A 14,939-nucleotide genomic window follows, 5' to 3' on the forward strand; every position below is an offset into this window, starting at 1 on the left:
CTAGGGGGCGGACCTGGCCATCGTCTCCCGTTCCTCGCGGGTGGGGATCAGGCCGGCGGGCGCGAGGATCTTCGACTCCTCGAACGGCGCCTCCGTGGTCGGCAGCGGCTCACGCGACCTGACCGCCTTCACCCACACGCGCAGCGCGTCGAGGATCACGATGACGATCAGGACCGCGAACAGCGCCGCCAGGATCCCGTCCACGGTGGAGTTGAGCACGATCTGCTCCATCGCGTCCTGGGTCTTGGCCGGCGCGAGCAGCTTCCCCTGGTCCAGCGCCGTCTGGTAGCGGTCGCGCTGGGCGAAGAAGCCGAGCGTGGGGTCGGGGGAGAACACCTTCTGGTAGCTGGCCGTCAGCGTGACGGCCGCGTCCCAGGCCAGCGGCACCCCCGTCACCCAGGCCCACTTCAGCCGGCCGCTCTTGATCAGCAACGTCGTGGCGACCGTGAGCGCCACCGCGGCGAGCAACTGGTTGGCGATGCCGAAGAGCGGGAACAGCTGGTTGATCCCGCCCAGCGGGTCGTTGACGCCCACGTACAGGAAGTATCCCCAGGCAGCCACGACGACGGCGCTGGCCGCCACCAGCCCCGGCCACCAGCTCACCCTGGCGATCGGCCTCCACAGGTTGCCCAGCGTGTCCTGCAGCATGAACCGCCCCACCCGGGTGCCCGCGTCGACCGTCGTGAGGATGAACAGCGCCTCGAACATGATCGCGAAGTGGTACCAGAACGCCTGCAGCCCCGCCCCGCCGATGAACCCGGAGAAGATCTGCGAGATCCCCACTGCCAGCGTGGGCGCGCCGCCCGTCCGGGCGATCAGGGTCTGCTCCTGTACGGCCGCCGCCGCGGCCTGCAACTGCTCAGGCGTGATCACGAAGCCCATGTTCGTGACCGCCTGCGAGGCGCTCTGCACGGTGGCCCCGACGACGCCGGCCGGGGAGTTCATCGCGAAGTAGAGCCCGGGGGACAGGACGCAGGCCGCGGTGATGGCCATGACGGCCACGAACGACTCCATCAGCATGGAGCCGTACCCGATCATCCGGACCTGGGTCTCCTTCTGGATCATCTTGGGCGTGGTGCCGGACGAGATCAGCGAGTGGAACCCCGACAGCGCGCCGCACGCGATGATGATGAACACGAACGGGAACAGCGACCCGGCGAACACCGGGCCCTTGCCGTTGAACGCGAAGTCCGTGAACGCCGTCGTCTTGAGCGTGGGCATCGTGACGGCGATCCCGATCGCGATCAGCACGATGGTGCCGATCTTCATGAACGTCGACAGGTAGTCGCGCGGCGCGAGCAGCATCCAGACGGGTAACACCGCGGCGACGAACCCGTACGCGATGAGCCACAGCGCCAGCGCGGACGGGCTCAGCGTGAAGAACGGCGCCCAGCTCGACTCCTGCACCCAGCCGCCGGCCACGATCGACAGCAGCAGCAGCGCGACCCCGATCACGGTGGTCTCGACGACCTTGCCCGGCCTGATCACCCGCAGGTAGAAGCCCATGAACAGGGCGATCGGGATGGTCATGGCGATGGAGAAGACGCCCCACGGCGACTTGGCCAGGGCGTTGACCACGACCAGCGCCAGCACGGCGAGCAGGATGATCATGATGGCGAAGACCGCGACGAGCGCCGCCACCCCGCCGATCGGCCCGATCTCCTCGCGGGCCATCTGACCGAGGCTGCGGCCGTTGCGCCGCATGGAGAAGAACAGGATCACCATGTCCTGCACGGCCCCGGCGAAGATCACTCCCGCGACGATCCAGATGGTGCCGGGCAGGTAGCCCATCTGGGCCGCCAGCACGGGCCCCACCAGCGGTCCCGCCCCGGCGATGGCGGCGAAGTGGTGACCGAACAGGATCCGGCGGTCGGTCGGCTGGTAGTCGATGCCGTTGTCGAGCCGCTCGGCCGGGGTGGCCCTGCGGTCGTCCGCGCCCAGCACCTTGCGGACGATGAAACGGGCATAGAACCGGTAGGCGATGGCGTACGAACCGAGCGCGGCGGCCAGCAGCCAGACCGCGTTGACGTTCTCCCCTCTGGACAGGGCCAGCACGGCCCACCCCGCGGCCCCGACGAGCGCGACCGCCGTCCAGATGATGATGGAACGAAGCTTCACCGGTTACCTCCCATATGTGAAGGGCCATATAGAGGTCGCCCCAGGCAACAGCGCAGTCCGGCGTCCGGCGGCAGATCGCTCGTGAAACGCCGCCAGCGCCACAGCGGGCGGCAGTCGATCGTGACGGGGAGTCCGGCGAGATGCACCCAGGCGGTCGGATGGGCGTACACCTTCTCGTCCTCGTCGCCGAGCCGGCGCGCTCGCCGTGGGAGGCGGGAGCGGGATAACGGCCGGACCGAGAACTCTCCCGCGTCGGCGCAGCACAGGCCGGTCACGTGCCAGTCGAAGAACACCACTTCGTCGTCGCGCAGTGCTTCACGGGCGGCCGGCGTGAGCGTGACACGGGGCATCTGTGGCTCCTGAAAATCAGGCAGCTCAGAAATTAACGACGGCCTTACCCGCTGCCGCTCCTCCCGAAACGTCGCCCGGCGGTCCCTGGGGACAGTGAGCGCGCCCCCCGCCGCACTTCGGCCGAGGTCCTTCGGGGGTGGACGGCGGGGCGTTTAGCGTCGCGCCGCACTTCGGCTGGGTCCTTCGGGGATGGGAGGCCCGCAGCGGGCCCGCTCGGCTGGGGCCCTTGGCGGTGGATGGCGAGGCCCGGCGCCTACGTCGCGCCGTACTTCGGCTGGAGTCCTTCGGGGGCCGAGGAGGCCGCCCGCCGCAGCGGCGACCCCGACGTGGACATCGCGGTACGCATCGCGCGGGCGTCCCTGCTGCTTGAGCAGGGGGACCCGGGGAGCGGGCGGCTCATCGACGACCTGCTGCGCGACGACCGGCTCCGCGACGTGCCCCGGGAACACGCCTGCGCCTGCCTCAACTGGGCCCAGGGCGCGCTGCACATCGGATGCCTGGAGCGTGCCGAGGCCCTGCTGGCGGAGGGGCGCCGGGTGGCCGACCAGGCCGAATATCTGCGGGTCGCGGAGGTCGTGGAGCTGGTGATGGCCGCGGTCGACCGGGCGGCGGGGCGCTGGGACGGCCTGGAGACCCGGGTCCGCCGCCTGGGCGGCGCCCCCGGCTGGGCCGCCTCCCCTGGCTCGGGGACGGCCGCCTTCCCGGCCGCGTCGATGGAGGCGGGGCTGCTGCTCGGCGCGCTGCTGGCGGCGACGGGTCCGGCCGAGGAGGCCGTGGCGTGCCTGGGCGAGGTGATCGCCATCGCCGAACGGGCCGGCGCCGTCTGGCCGCTCATCCCCGCCAAGATGACGCTCTCCCGCCTCCTGCTGACCCTGGACGACGTCGCCGGCGCCGCCGCGCACGCCACCGCCGCCCTCTCCCTCGTACGGGCCAAGGGGAACTGGGTGTGGGGCGCGGAGACCGTCCTGTGCCTGGTGGAGGCGCTAGGCAGGACGGCCGGAACCGTCGAGCTCGTGGACGAGCTGGGCGCCGGCCTCGAAGGCGCCGACGCCCCGATCGCGCGGGCGGCGCTCCTGACCGCCCGCGCCGTCGTCTCCCAGGACCCGGCGGAGGCCGACGAACTGCTCGACGCGGCCCGTACCACCCTCCAGGAGGCCGGGCTGCGCTACGAGGAGGCCCAGGCGGCGGAGCGACTGGGCCGATGGCGCTGCGAACGCGGCACGGGCGACGGCGGGCCCCTGCTCGAAACGGCGCTGCGCCTGTACGCGGGGATGGGCGCCGACCGGGACCTCGCCCGGATCAGCCGGATCATGCGGCAGAACGGCGTGCCGATCCCCTATCCGTGGCGGGGCGGACGGCCGTCCCACGGGCAGACGCTGTCGTCACGGGAACGCGAGGTGGCGCTGCTGGCCGCCGGGGGCAAGACCAACCAGGAGATCGCCACCGAACTGTTCCTGTCGAGGCGGACCGTGGAGAGCCACATCTCCAGCGCGCTCCGCAAGCTCGGCCTCCCGTCGCGCAGGGAGCTGCGGGCCCAAGGCGGTCTCGCCGATCTCTAGCGGCTCAGTCGACCAGGCGGTGCTCCCAGGCCCAGGCGACGATCTCGACCCGGTTGCGCAGGCCCAGCTTCGTCATGATGCCGGACACGTGGCCCTTGACGGTGCTCAGCGAGATGAAGAGCTCGGCGGCGATCTCCTGGTTGGTGCGGCCCCTGGCGACGGCCCGGACGACCTCGAACTCCCGGTCCGACAGCGGCTGCGCGGGCGCGCGGGCGACCGGGGCGGCGGTGGCCGTGAGGTGGCGCAGCAACCGGAGGGTGAGCGAGGGGGAGATCAGGGCGTCCCCGGCGTTCGCGGCCCGGACCGCCTCGACGAGCAGGTCGGGGCCGACGTCCTTCAGCACGAAGCCGATGGCCCCGCCGCGCAGGGCGCCGTAGACGTACTCGTCGAGGTCGAAGGTGGTGACGACGACCACCCGCAGCGGGTCGGCGACCTCCGGCCCCGCGAGGGCCCGCGTGACCTCGATGCCGTCGAGCCCGGGCATCTGGATGTCCACGAGGCACACGTCGGGGCGCAGCCGGCGGGCCAGGGCGATCGCCTCGGCGCCGTCGGCGGCCTCGGCGACGACGCTGATGTCGGGCTGGTCCTCCAGGATGAGGCGCAGGCAGTCACGGATCATCGCCTGGTCGTCGGCCAGCATGACGGTGATGCCGCTCATGGGTGCTCCCGTGCCGGCACGGGGAGGGCGGCGACCACGGACCAGCCGGCGCCGGGGCGCGGGCCGGCGCGCAGCGTCCCGCCGAGGGCCTCGACGCGCTCACGCATTCCGACCAGGCCGTATCCGCCGCGTCCGCGCCGACGGGCCGGGGCGGGAGGGGCGTCGTCGGCGACCGCGACGGTGACCGAGTCCCGGGCGCGCGTGACGGTGACCGTGACTGAGCGGGCCTGCGGGGCGTGGCGGGAGACGTTGGTCAGCGACTCCTGGACGATCCGGTAGACGGTGGTGGCCACCTCGGGCGGCCAGAGCGAGGTGTCCTCGTCGTCGGGGAGCCGCAGCCGTACGGCGGGTCCGTGGCCGCCGAAGCGCCTGACCAGCTCGTCGAGGCCCTCAAGGGCGGGCAGGCCCCGGGCCGGGTCGCGGAGCAGGCCGACGACGCGGCGGGTGGCGGCCAGGGCGTCGGAGCCGGCCACCTCGATGTCCGCCAGCGAGGTCGCCAGCCGCTCCGGCTGCTTGTGGGCCAGCAACCGCGCGGTCTGCGCCTGGAGCACGACGCACGTGACGTGGTGGGCGACGACGTCGTGCAGCTCCCTGGCCAGCTCCAGGCGCTCGCCACGGCGTACGCGCTCCTCGACGGCCCCGCGGCGGGCGGCCAGCAGCCGGGGCCACAGCCCGGCCACGACGGCGCCCGCCCAGCCCACGGCGCTCGTCGTCCCCATGGCCGGCTGGGCGGCGGCGGCGAAGGCCCCCGCCACCACCACGAGCCCGCCACCGGCTACGGCGCAGGCCGGACGGGGCGGAAGCGCCCGGACGGCAGACGCGACGAGCACGGACAGTCCCAAGGTCACGCCGGGACCGGGCTCGGTGGGCAGGTGGGCGACCCTCGCGACCACGATGGCGGCCGCCGCGACGCCCAGCCCCGCTACCGCCGTCCACAACCGGCTCCGCCGGCGGACGAGCGCGAGCGCGCAGACGGCCGCCCCGGCGGTGCATCCGGACACCCAGTACGCCCCACCCCAGCTCGCGCTGATCCGGTAGCAGTAGAAGGCGAGCACCGCCGCGGACATCGCGCCGATCACCACGTCGGCCGCGATCCCGGCCCGCCACTCCCGCACCCGCACACCGCACAGGCTAGGAGCCGCCGCCCGCCCGCCACACCGGCCGAAAGTACGGTCATGCGGCCCCGGACCCAACAAGTAGGAGTCACCGATCGCGATGGGACTTCACCGGCGATCGGCCGGCCAGCAGACTGTTCCTGCGGCCATCGCCAGTTCTCCCGCGAAACGTGAAGCGTGGCTCTTTCGCGGGAGCGTTCACGCGATGGCCGTCACCATTCCGGATCCGGCCAGGGGGCGAATCTCCACGTCCCGGGAGGACAGCACGCCTGCCGGCGGAGAAAAATCCGCACCCGCTTCAACGATCGATCACCCCTGATCATGAACGGCTTGCCATCATGTGCTCACACAAAGCAGTAATCCCGGCGAAGGTAGGTGTGCGTGAACGTAGAGTCGGAGATCCTCGACCTGAAGCTCCGGGTGGAAACTCTCGAAGCAGCCTTGCGCTCCAGCGGCGGTCTTGACCGACGCCCCCGGCACAACGACATCGTCCCCACCCAGCCCGGCCCGTACCGGCCCGAGCTGCCGGCCCTCGTCACGCAGATGTCGCTCAACGTATCCGAGCTGAGGGCCGAGATCGCGGACGTCCGCACCGAGGTGAGCCAGGACTTCGAGGCTCTGATCGTGGAGGTCGCCGGGCTCCGCGTGCAGATGAACCAGAACCACAAGGCCGTCCAGTCGGACCTGCTCGGGAAGATCGACTCGCTGCGCTGCGAGATGATCGACCTCGGCCTCAGGCTCGACCGGCTGATGGAGACGGGCGGCGCCTGAGACCGCCGGGGTCAGGGGGCGCCGAGGTCGTCGGCCAGCCGGCGCAGGTAGGTCGCGAACTGCCGGCGGTCGCGTTCGTCCCAGGAGGCGGTCAGCTCCTCGAAGGCCCGGCGCTGCCACTGCCTCGCCCCGTCCAGCAGCGCGTGGCCGCTGTCCGTGAGCCGCAGGGAGGCGCGGCGCCGGTCGCGCTCGGAGGTGTCGCGGGCGAGATAGCCCGCCTCAACGGCGTCCTTGACCATGCGGCTGGCGCCCGAATGATCGAGGCCGAGCTGGTGCGCCACCGTGCCCACCGTGGGCGGCTCGGGCGCCTGTCCGTCGGCGCGCGCGTTCGTGTGCGCGGCCTCCACCACCAGGATGTGCTGCACGTGACGCAGCTCCCCGGTCAGCTCTTCCGACGCCCGCCCGGCCCACCGGCGGGACCAGAACCGCACCAGGTGGAACAGTGCCGGCCCACCGTCGGCCTCCTCGCTCATGCCCTCACCCTACGACAGGTTGCATGCGATACGCACGTATGATTATGTGCGATTCACATACATCTTCCTCCGGAAGGGATCTCGTCATGGCCATCGTCATGAACCACCTGATCGTCCCCGCCGCGGACCGTGAGGCGGCGGCCGCGTTCTTCGCCGGGCTGCTGGGGCTGCGGGTCGGCCCGCCTGCCGGGCCGTTCGCGCCCGTCAGCGTCAACGACGACCTCACGCTCGACTTCGACGACCGTCGCGCGCCCCAGCCCGGCCACTACGCCTTCCTGGTCGACGACGACACCTTCGACGCGGTCATGGAGCGGCTCGGCGGGGATCCGGCGATCGACTACGGCTCCGGCCCGATGAACGGCTGGGACCGCGAGATCAACCACCTGGCGGGCGGCCGTGGCGTTTACGTGCGCGACCCCAACGGTCACAGCTACGAGCTGTTCACCGCCGAGCCTGAAGATCATTAAGTCACCGGTTTATCGGGGCGCCGCAGGTGGGCAAAGCACGATTTAGCCGGTAAATCCAGCGAAGCGGTGAGAAGGGCAAAGTGCCAGCATCTGGCCCCCTCCGGTGGCTAGAGTGATGGTTCCAATATCGGCGGGATATTCCCTGGTATCCGCAGCGCGAGGAGTCGCGGGTGAATCACCGCGTGACCGACGAGGCCATGGTCCGAGCCCTGTACCGCGAATACGGCGCCCCCCTGATGGCCTTCGCCGTCCGGCTGACGGGTGGCGATCGGCGCTGGGCCGAGGACGTCGTGCAGGAGACCCTGGTGCGCGCCTGGCGCAACCTCCCCGACCTGCGTACCGAGTCCGGCTCCCTGATGCCCTGGCTGGCGACCGTCGCCCGCCGCGTGGTCATCGACAACCGGCGCCGCTCCGGCTCGCGCCCGCTCGACACCGTCGAGGACGTCCCGGAACGCCTCAACTCGGTGGCCGCGGAGGACGAGCAGCTGTTACGCGAGATCGTCGTGACCGACGCGATGATGTCGCTCTCGCCTGCCCATCGCCAGGTGCTCACGGAGACGTTCCTCCTGGACCGCACGGTCCAGGAGGCGGCGGAGATCATCGGGGTCCCCGTGGGCACCGTGAAGTCCCGCGTGTACTACGCCATGCGCGCGTTACGCGTGGCGCTCGAGGAAAGGGGGGTGACGCTGCCATGACGTGGGAGGCGCGTCACGACAAGAGTCACACCGAAAGGGGGGTGACGTTGCCATGACGAGGGAGGCGCGTCACTACGGAAGCCACCGCGAAAGGGGGGTGACGCGCTCATGATGGAGATGCGTCACGAGGAAAGGGGGGTGACGCTCTCATGACCGAGGTGCGTCACGAAGACGTGGCCGCGTACGCGCTCGGCCTGCTCCGCGGGGAGGAGAAGGCCGAGTTCGAGCGCCATCTGAGGGGCTGCCCGAGCTGCGCGGAAGAGGCCGGGGCGTTCGCCGAGATGGGGCAGCTGATCAAGACCGTCCATCCGGACGACCTCCTGCCCAACCCGCCCGACCCCGAGGTCGAATCGCTCCTGGTGCGCCGCGCCGCCACCGAACGCCGCCGCCGGAGCCTGCACCGCACGTTCATGTCCGCCGCCGCCTGCGTGCTCGTGGCCGCCGGCGTCTTCCTCGCCGTCAACTCGGTCACCAGCGGCCCGAACCCCGACAGCATCCACAGCCCGGCCCGCGCGCTCCTCATGACCGGCCACACCTACTCCGCCACCGACAAGAGCACCGGCGTGTCCGCTCTCGTCGGACTGGAGGACAAGGGCTGGGGCACCCACGTCGCGCTGGAGCTCAAGGGCGTCAAGGGCCCGCTGCAGTGCCGCCTCATGGCGGTGGGCGATGACGGCCGCTCCGAGGTGGTGGCGAGCTGGGGCGTGCCCGACAAGGGGTACGGCGTGCCCGGGTCCCCCGACCCCCTGCTGCTGCACGGCGGCACCAGCCTCCCGGAGTCCGAGCTGAACCACTTCAGGGTCGAGACCTTCGACGGCAGGAGCCTGGCCACCATCCAAGTGTGAGCTCACAGCCGCGACAGGCTCGCGCGCAGCTCGCGGACCTGCCGCGGCTCCGCGATCCCGTCCCAGGGGGAGAGCGCCGCCAGCCCCGCCTCACGGTGTTCGGCGGCGCTCTCGGCCCGCAGCCGGGCCAGGTGGAGGTGGGCCAGCGCCGTGCTCACCCCCGTCGGGGGCAGGCGCGGCTCGGCCTCCTCCAGCAGCGCGACGACCTCCTCGGGACGGTGATCGGGCTCCTCCAGCAGCACCCCGGCCCGCTGTACGAGGCAGCGGGCCCGCCCGATCTCGTCCGCGGTCTCCACGTAGAGCCGCTCGGCCTCCTTCAGGTTGGACCTCGCGTCGAAGCGCAGCCCCAGGTAGTGGTGCGCGAGCGCGAGCAGCTCCTGCGCGTGCGCCGCCGCCTCGTCGTCGTCGGCCCGCGTGGCCAGGTCGAGCGACTCGAACAGCACGGCGCGGGCGTCGGCGTACAGGCGGCGCGCCTCGGGGTCGCGCCCGTCGCCGTCGAGCGTCTGCCCCTTGCGCAGGAGCAGCGCGGCCACGTTGATCAGCCGGAGCGAGTGCCCCGCCAGGTCGCCGCCGGACAGCGCCTGGCCGTAGCGCACGAGCGCCGACTCGACGGCGGTGAACTCGTCGCCGGCGGCCAGGAGGATGGCCGCGTGCTCCAGGTGCAGCTCGGCGGGCCACGACTCCACCCTGACCCGGAGCCTGGCCGCCCGGTTGAAGTGCTGGCGCGCCCTGGTCGGGTCGCCCCAGGTGAGCAGGATCGCGCACTGGCGCAGCTCGGCCGTGGCCTGCACGTGCTCGTCGCGCAGCGCCTTGGCCGCCTTGGCCAGCGCCTCCGCGGCCCGCAGCCGGTCCTCGTGCCGCTGTTCGAGCCGGAACCAGGTCTCCAGCCCGTCCGCGATGCGCGCCAGCGCCCGGGCGGTCTTGGGCACGGGGCTCCCGTGCGCCAGCACCTGCAGCAGCACCCTGTCCTCGATCGCGAACCAGGCGCGGGCCTCCTCGCCGGGTAACAGGGCGGCGAACGAGTCGGCCTCGTCGGCGAAGTGCTCGACCAGCCGCCGCCAGGCCGCGGCGTCCTTCGGCGAGGGAGGCGGTCCGGGCGTGCCGCTGGGGAACGCGCCGGTCACCCTGACGCGCGTCATCCGTACGTTCTCCACCAAGCCCAGATCGGCCAGCTCCCCGATCGCGTCGGCGGCGGAGGGCACGCCGAGCAGCGCGGCGGCCGCCCGGTGGTCGACCTCGGCGATCGGCAGGCCCGCCAGCAGGACGAACAGCTGCTTGGCCGTCGGCCTGAGCTGCCTGATGCTGAGGTTGAGCACGAAGTCGAGGGTCTTGACGACGGACAGGTTCCGCAGGTCGTCGACCAGGGACTGGAGCGCGACGCCGGGGTTGCGGGCCAGCCAGCGGCCGATCCTGACGATCTCCAGCGGGCTGCCCAGGCAGGCGTCCACCAGCAGTCCGAGCGCCTTCGGGTCGCGGTTGACGCGGTCGTCGCCGATGTGGCGGGCCAGCAGCGCCTGCCCGGCCTCGGGCGCGAGCGGGCCGAGCTGGATCGGCTCGATGTGCTGCGGCAGCTCGTCGGTGAACGTGCCCGCCACCACGATGTGCGCGCCCGGCACCCGGGGCGGGAGCCAGGCGATCTGGCTCCAGGTGCTGACGTTGTCCAGCAGGAGCACCCGGTCCGTGCCGGTGAGCGCCTCGATCACCTGCGCGGTGGCGTCCTCCGGCTCCTGGATCGCGCCGGGCGGCCGGTCGAGGGTGCGCAGGACCCGCTGGGCCACGCTCAGCGGCGTCTCCGCGTGGTCCCTGTCGGGGCCGCGGAGGTCGGCGTAGCGCTGCTTGCGGGCGTCCGCGGTCAGGTCCCATGTGGCCAGGACCGCCACCGAGGACGTGCCCATGCCCATCGCGCCCTGCACGACGACGATCCCGCGCTCCTTCGCGCGCTCCCTGACCTGCTGGACCTCGGCGTCCCTGCCGACGAGCCCGTCGATCCTGTCGGGGAAGGGCAGGCGCTGGAAGATCGTCTGGGGTGGGGTCGTCCTACGGCGGCTGCGTACGAAATGGGTGAGCCAGCCGCCCACGACCGGCACGGAGACGATCAGGATGACGAGCAGCCAGGCGGGCAGCCACTCCGTCGCCCGCTCGATCAGCTTCTCCTGCAGTAACAGGACCGTGCCGCCGGCGGTCAGCAGCCCGCCTAGACCCAGCTCGGGCAGGTGCGCCCCGGCCTGCCGGGAGAGCCGGGACAGGCGGAAGCGCAGCCGGTCCTTTCGCGAGATATCCGTCATCGGCGCACCCCTCGCGTCAGCCCCCGGTACAGCCAGCGCCCGGTGACGACCACCAGCAGCACGGGCACTGCGGTCGCGATCACCGACTGCGCCGCCAGCGGCCCGGCCGCGCTCATGAAGTGGCGGGCCTGCTCCAGCAGGATCAGCGGCAGGTGATCACCCGACGGCCAGTTGAGCAGCAGCCCGACGACCGTGTCGTTCCAGACCAGGACGAACGCCAGGACCGCGGCCAGCACCAGGGCGGGGCGCGCCTCGCGTACGACGTGGAACAGCTCCCAGCGGTCGCGCGCCAGCATGGGGGCCGGCACGCGGACGAATGCGTTGTAGAGCACCAGCACCGCCAGCGGGATCACCAGCGCCGCGTGCACGATGGCCAGCGCCGGAGCGGTGCCGACGACCGGGTTGAGCCAGCGCTGCAGCGGCACCGCGAACGCCTGCGGCGGCAGCACGGCCAGGGCCACCGCGACCAGCAGCACCGGACGCCAGGCCCGGCGCGGCAGCAGGTGCTCGTGCGCCAGCACGTACGCGGCCGGCACGGCGGCCAGCAGCACCAGGCACACCACCACGACGGCCCGCAGGAACGTGGTGCCGAGCGCGCCGGCGAACCCGCCGTCGGCCAGCGCCTCCGTGTACGAGCCGAGCGTCCAGGGACCGCCGCCCCACCACCCGGACAGCGCCGCGGCGACCGGGTCGCGCAGCGAGGTCAGCACGAGCACCAGGAACGGCAGCACCCAGAGCACCGACACGGCCGCGCACAGCAGCCAGATCCGCCAGCCCTTCCGGGGCGGCGGCGGGACCACCGGCTCGGCCCAGGTCACCCGCCCGCGCAGCCCGAACAGGGCGGGCACCGCCATCACGGCCACGAGGACCGACAGCCCCACGGAGAGCGCGGAGGCCCGCGTGTCGCCCAGGTCGCCGTGGTGCCGCCACCAGAACAGCCCGCCGCCCTCGATCTCGGCCTGCATCGACCCGGGCGCGCCCATCAGCACCACGTCGAACACGCGGGCCGCCGCCGCCAGCGCGAACAGGTACGCCAGCGCGGCCGGCCCGGCGAGCGCCGGGACCACGACGGACCAGAGCCTGCGCCGCCGCCCGACGCCGAACGCCCTGGCCATCCGCAGCAGGTTGGTCGGCAGCCGCGCCAGCGCCTCGTGGAAGACCAGGAACGCGACCCCGGCCCATTGCCAGACCAGCGCCAGCCCGAACACCACCCAGATCCACACGGGGCCGAGGAAGGCCACCTCCGTGCCGAACAGGGCGTTGACCAGGCCGCGGCGCGGGTTGGTGTCGAACATCAGCCGGAAGATCGCGCCCGTGGTGAGCGGGGACACCGCGGCCGGCAGCACCAGCAGGAAGCGCAGCACGCCGCCGAGCACCGGGCCCGCGTTCCTGGCCAGCCAGGCCAGGCCGAGCCCCACGGCGCACACGACCACGGCCAGCACCAGCCACATGAACGAGTTGCCGAGCGACTGGAGCACCCGGCCGTCGAGCAGCACGTCGTACGCGCCGGGCCCGCCGGAGAGGCTGAGCACCACCGTCGCGCAGAGCGGGACCAGGATGACGCCCGCCGACAGCAGGACCGCCAGGAGGAGGTAGAGCGAGGCGCGCAGGCGGCCGATCCCGTGCCCGGCCAGCGGGATCCTGGCGTCGTGGTGCGAGGCGACCTCGAACAGGAAGGCGTTCCGCTCGCTCACAGCGTCTCCTTCACAGGGCGCCCTCCTTGCTGCCCGCGACCAGCTTGTCGCGGGCCGCGCCCGCGGCCGTGGCGGGATCGACCGCGTTGACGGCGACGGCGGTGAACAGCTCGGTGAGCACCCGCCACAGCCCGCGCCCGTCGCCGCCCTCCAGGCCGCCGATGAGCCGGTCGGACAGGTCGTAGTGGGCGTTCACGGCGGCGTTCAGCTCCTGGGCGGGCCCGCGCAGCAACGCGTGGGAGGGTGGCGTGAACGGCGTCAGGAAGCCGCCGTCGGCGACCCAGCCGGTCAGCGCGTCGTGCTCCCCGCTCGCTCGCGGCCTGGTCAGCCAGTTGACGAACTCGACCGCGTGCGCCGGGCCGTCCCGCATCGCCACCGCCACGTCGCCGCCGACGACCAGCGGGGGAGGGTTGCTCCCGTAGGCGGGGAACCGGAAGTGCGCCGCGACGCCCTTGCCGCCGTACCGCTCGATGACCGGCAGGGCGAAGTCCGGCGCGGCCACCACTCCCGCGGTGCGGTAGGCGAAGACGTCCAAGATCGAGTCGTGGAACTGCATGGTGAGCGCCCGCCGGGCCTGCTCGGGGGTGAACGCGCCGCGCCAGATCGTGCCGAGCAGCTCCAGGGCGTCCGTGACCTGCGGCGCGCTCCACCAGTCGGGATTGCCCGGCAGCCCGGGCGGGAAGAGGCCGCCGTAGACTTCGGGGGCGAAGGCGAGCAGCACGTTCTCCAACCAGTCGCTGAGCACCCACCCGTCGGCCGCCCCGATCGCCAGGCTGCCGGGGGAGGGCTGCCAGGAGGCCAGGTCGGCGGGCGGCGTGTACTCCCCGGCCCGGTGCCAGACGAGCGACTTGTGCGCGAGCTTGAACCAGGCGCCGAGCTCCTCGTGGCTCCCGGGCGGCGTCACGAGCCCGCGCCAGAACTCCCGCTGCCTGTGGTCTCCGGCCCACGGCCGGACGCGCGGCCGGATCATCGGATCGAAGAGCAGGCCCAGCCTCGGGATCACGGCCACGTCGGGGACGACCTCCTCCGCGGGGCCGCGCAGCACGGCGGCGATGTTGTCGCCCGCCGAGAAGACGTGGACCGGGCGCCCGTACTCCTTGACCACGCCGAGGAAGCGCCGCAGCTCCTCGCCGCTCCACACCACGGCCACCTGCAGCGGCCGCTCGCCGGCGCAGCCGGCGAGAGCCGCCGCCGGGAGCGCGGCCAGCAACGTTCTACGGCTCAGGGGCATCGGTGATCTCCCAGAAGCGCGAGGGGGAGGCGAGGCTGGCCACCCTGGTCCGGTCGTCGGTGACGACCAGCACGGCCAGGCTGGGATCGGTGCCCAGCGCCGCGCTCACGGCCGCGTGGCAGGGCCCGCAGCCGGTGCGGTCCTCGACCACCATCACCTTGACCGCCGTCCGCCGGCACAGGGCCCGGGCCAGCGCCACGTGCAGCCGCTCGTCATGGGCCAGCTCGTGCGGCCTCGACCGCAGGAAGCCCTGGATGTCGGTCTTCTTGGCCATGTACGCGACCATGCCGCGGATGGGCGGGGACGCCTGGTCGTCGCGGGCGGTCAGCGCGAGGTTCTGCTCGACGGTCAGGTGCGGCAGCAGGCCCGCCCCGGCCGGGATCAGCCCGATCTCGCGCTCGGCCGGCAGCCGCAGGGTGATCTCCTGGCCGTGGATGCGGATCTGGCCGTCGTCGGGCATCTCCAGGCCGACCAGGATGTCGGTGAACGCGTCGGCCTCGGCGCAGTCGGCGGCCACCACCACGGCGGTGTGCCCCGGTCCGACGGTCAGGGGGTCGGGCGCGAGGGCACGGCGCGTGCCGTGCGCCTGCCAGGCGAGGCCGGACAGCTCAAGAAGCGGCGGAACCTCGACCACCACTCGACGTTTTCACAAAGAGTGGATCACGGCAACGTAATTG

The 14,939-nt window shown here is 72.5% G+C and carries 14 protein-coding genes; 5 read left to right on the top strand and 9 right to left on the bottom strand.

Annotated features, from left to right (window positions below; all coding sequences use genetic code 11):
• Complete coding sequence (locus ACIBI9_RS54720) at positions 1–2,118, bottom strand: carbon starvation CstA family protein (protein WP_397235379.1); 2,118 nt, start codon at positions 2,116–2,118, stop codon at positions 1–3.
• A complete protein-coding gene (locus ACIBI9_RS54725; RefSeq protein ID WP_397235380.1) occupies positions 2,115–2,468 on the bottom strand; it encodes a hypothetical protein in 354 nt (117 codons plus the stop codon). The genes ACIBI9_RS54720 and ACIBI9_RS54725 overlap by 4 nt, the downstream gene beginning before the upstream one ends.
• A gap of 237 nt (positions 2,469–2,705) precedes the next feature.
• Between ACIBI9_RS54725 and ACIBI9_RS54730 the strand changes: the two genes are divergently transcribed.
• Positions 2,706–4,028 (top strand): LuxR C-terminal-related transcriptional regulator, encoded by a 1,323-nt coding sequence (locus ACIBI9_RS54730; protein ID WP_397235381.1) that lies wholly within the window; start codon positions 2,706–2,708, stop codon positions 4,026–4,028.
• Positions 4,029–4,032: 4 nt separating this feature from the next.
• Here the strand turns inward: ACIBI9_RS54730 and ACIBI9_RS54735 are convergent, their stop codons facing one another.
• Both ACIBI9_RS54735 and ACIBI9_RS54740 read right to left on the bottom strand, forming a co-directional pair.
• Positions 4,033–4,686 (bottom strand): response regulator, encoded by a 654-nt coding sequence (locus ACIBI9_RS54735; protein ID WP_397235382.1) that lies wholly within the window; start codon positions 4,684–4,686, stop codon positions 4,033–4,035.
• Positions 4,683–5,807 (bottom strand): sensor histidine kinase, encoded by a 1,125-nt coding sequence (locus ACIBI9_RS54740; protein WP_397235383.1) that lies wholly within the window; start codon positions 5,805–5,807, stop codon positions 4,683–4,685. The genes ACIBI9_RS54735 and ACIBI9_RS54740 overlap by 4 nt, the downstream gene beginning before the upstream one ends.
• Positions 5,808–6,182: 375 nt before the next feature.
• Here ACIBI9_RS54740 and ACIBI9_RS54745 point away from each other — a divergent pair, with 375 nt between their 5' ends.
• On the top strand, positions 6,183–6,572 hold the full coding sequence (locus ACIBI9_RS54745) for a hypothetical protein (RefSeq protein ID WP_397235384.1): 390 nt from the start codon (positions 6,183–6,185) through the stop codon (positions 6,570–6,572).
• Positions 6,573–6,583: 11 nt separating this feature from the next.
• On the opposite strand, the gene ACIBI9_RS54750 is transcribed toward ACIBI9_RS54745, so the two are convergent.
• Positions 6,584–7,045: a MarR family winged helix-turn-helix transcriptional regulator gene (locus ACIBI9_RS54750; protein WP_397235385.1), complete on the bottom strand. Its 462-nt coding sequence runs from the start codon at positions 7,043–7,045 to the stop codon at positions 6,584–6,586.
• An 86-nt stretch (positions 7,046–7,131) separates the two neighbouring features.
• Here ACIBI9_RS54750 and ACIBI9_RS54755 point away from each other — a divergent pair, with 86 nt between their 5' ends.
• From ACIBI9_RS54755 to ACIBI9_RS54765, 3 genes are all read left to right on the top strand, one after another.
• Complete coding sequence (locus ACIBI9_RS54755; protein ID WP_397235386.1) at positions 7,132–7,512, top strand: VOC family protein; 381 nt, start codon at positions 7,132–7,134, stop codon at positions 7,510–7,512.
• A gap of 197 nt (positions 7,513–7,709) precedes the next feature.
• Positions 7,710–8,207: a sigma-70 family RNA polymerase sigma factor gene (locus ACIBI9_RS54760; protein WP_387570666.1), complete on the top strand. Its 498-nt coding sequence runs from the start codon at positions 7,710–7,712 to the stop codon at positions 8,205–8,207.
• A gap of 149 nt (positions 8,208–8,356) precedes the next feature.
• Complete coding sequence (locus ACIBI9_RS54765) at positions 8,357–9,052, top strand: zf-HC2 domain-containing protein (protein ID WP_397235387.1); 696 nt, start codon at positions 8,357–8,359, stop codon at positions 9,050–9,052.
• A 2-nt stretch (positions 9,053–9,054) separates the two neighbouring features.
• Here ACIBI9_RS54765 and ACIBI9_RS54770 read toward each other — a convergent pair whose 3' ends face one another.
• The 4 genes from ACIBI9_RS54770 to ACIBI9_RS54785 are packed head-to-tail and all read right to left on the bottom strand — an operon-like array spanning position 9,055 to position 14,896.
• Positions 9,055–11,337, bottom strand: a complete 2,283-nt coding sequence (locus tag ACIBI9_RS54770) for a hypothetical protein (RefSeq protein WP_397235388.1) — start codon at positions 11,335–11,337, stop codon at positions 9,055–9,057.
• Positions 11,334–13,031 (bottom strand): ABC transporter permease subunit, encoded by a 1,698-nt coding sequence (locus tag ACIBI9_RS54775; protein WP_397235389.1) that lies wholly within the window; start codon positions 13,029–13,031, stop codon positions 11,334–11,336. The genes ACIBI9_RS54770 and ACIBI9_RS54775 overlap by 4 nt, the downstream gene beginning before the upstream one ends.
• Positions 13,032–13,041: 10 nt before the next feature.
• On the bottom strand, positions 13,042–14,262 hold the full coding sequence (locus ACIBI9_RS54780; protein WP_397235390.1) for a hypothetical protein: 1,221 nt from the start codon (positions 14,260–14,262) through the stop codon (positions 13,042–13,044).
• On the bottom strand, positions 14,246–14,896 hold the full coding sequence (locus tag ACIBI9_RS54785; RefSeq protein ID WP_397235391.1) for an ATP-binding cassette domain-containing protein: 651 nt from the start codon (positions 14,894–14,896) through the stop codon (positions 14,246–14,248). Before ACIBI9_RS54785 ends, ACIBI9_RS54780 begins: the two co-directional genes overlap by 17 nt.
• Between the last annotated feature and the right edge of the window lie 43 nt (positions 14,897–14,939).

It is taken from the genome of Nonomuraea sp. NPDC050451 (assembly GCF_044458585.1).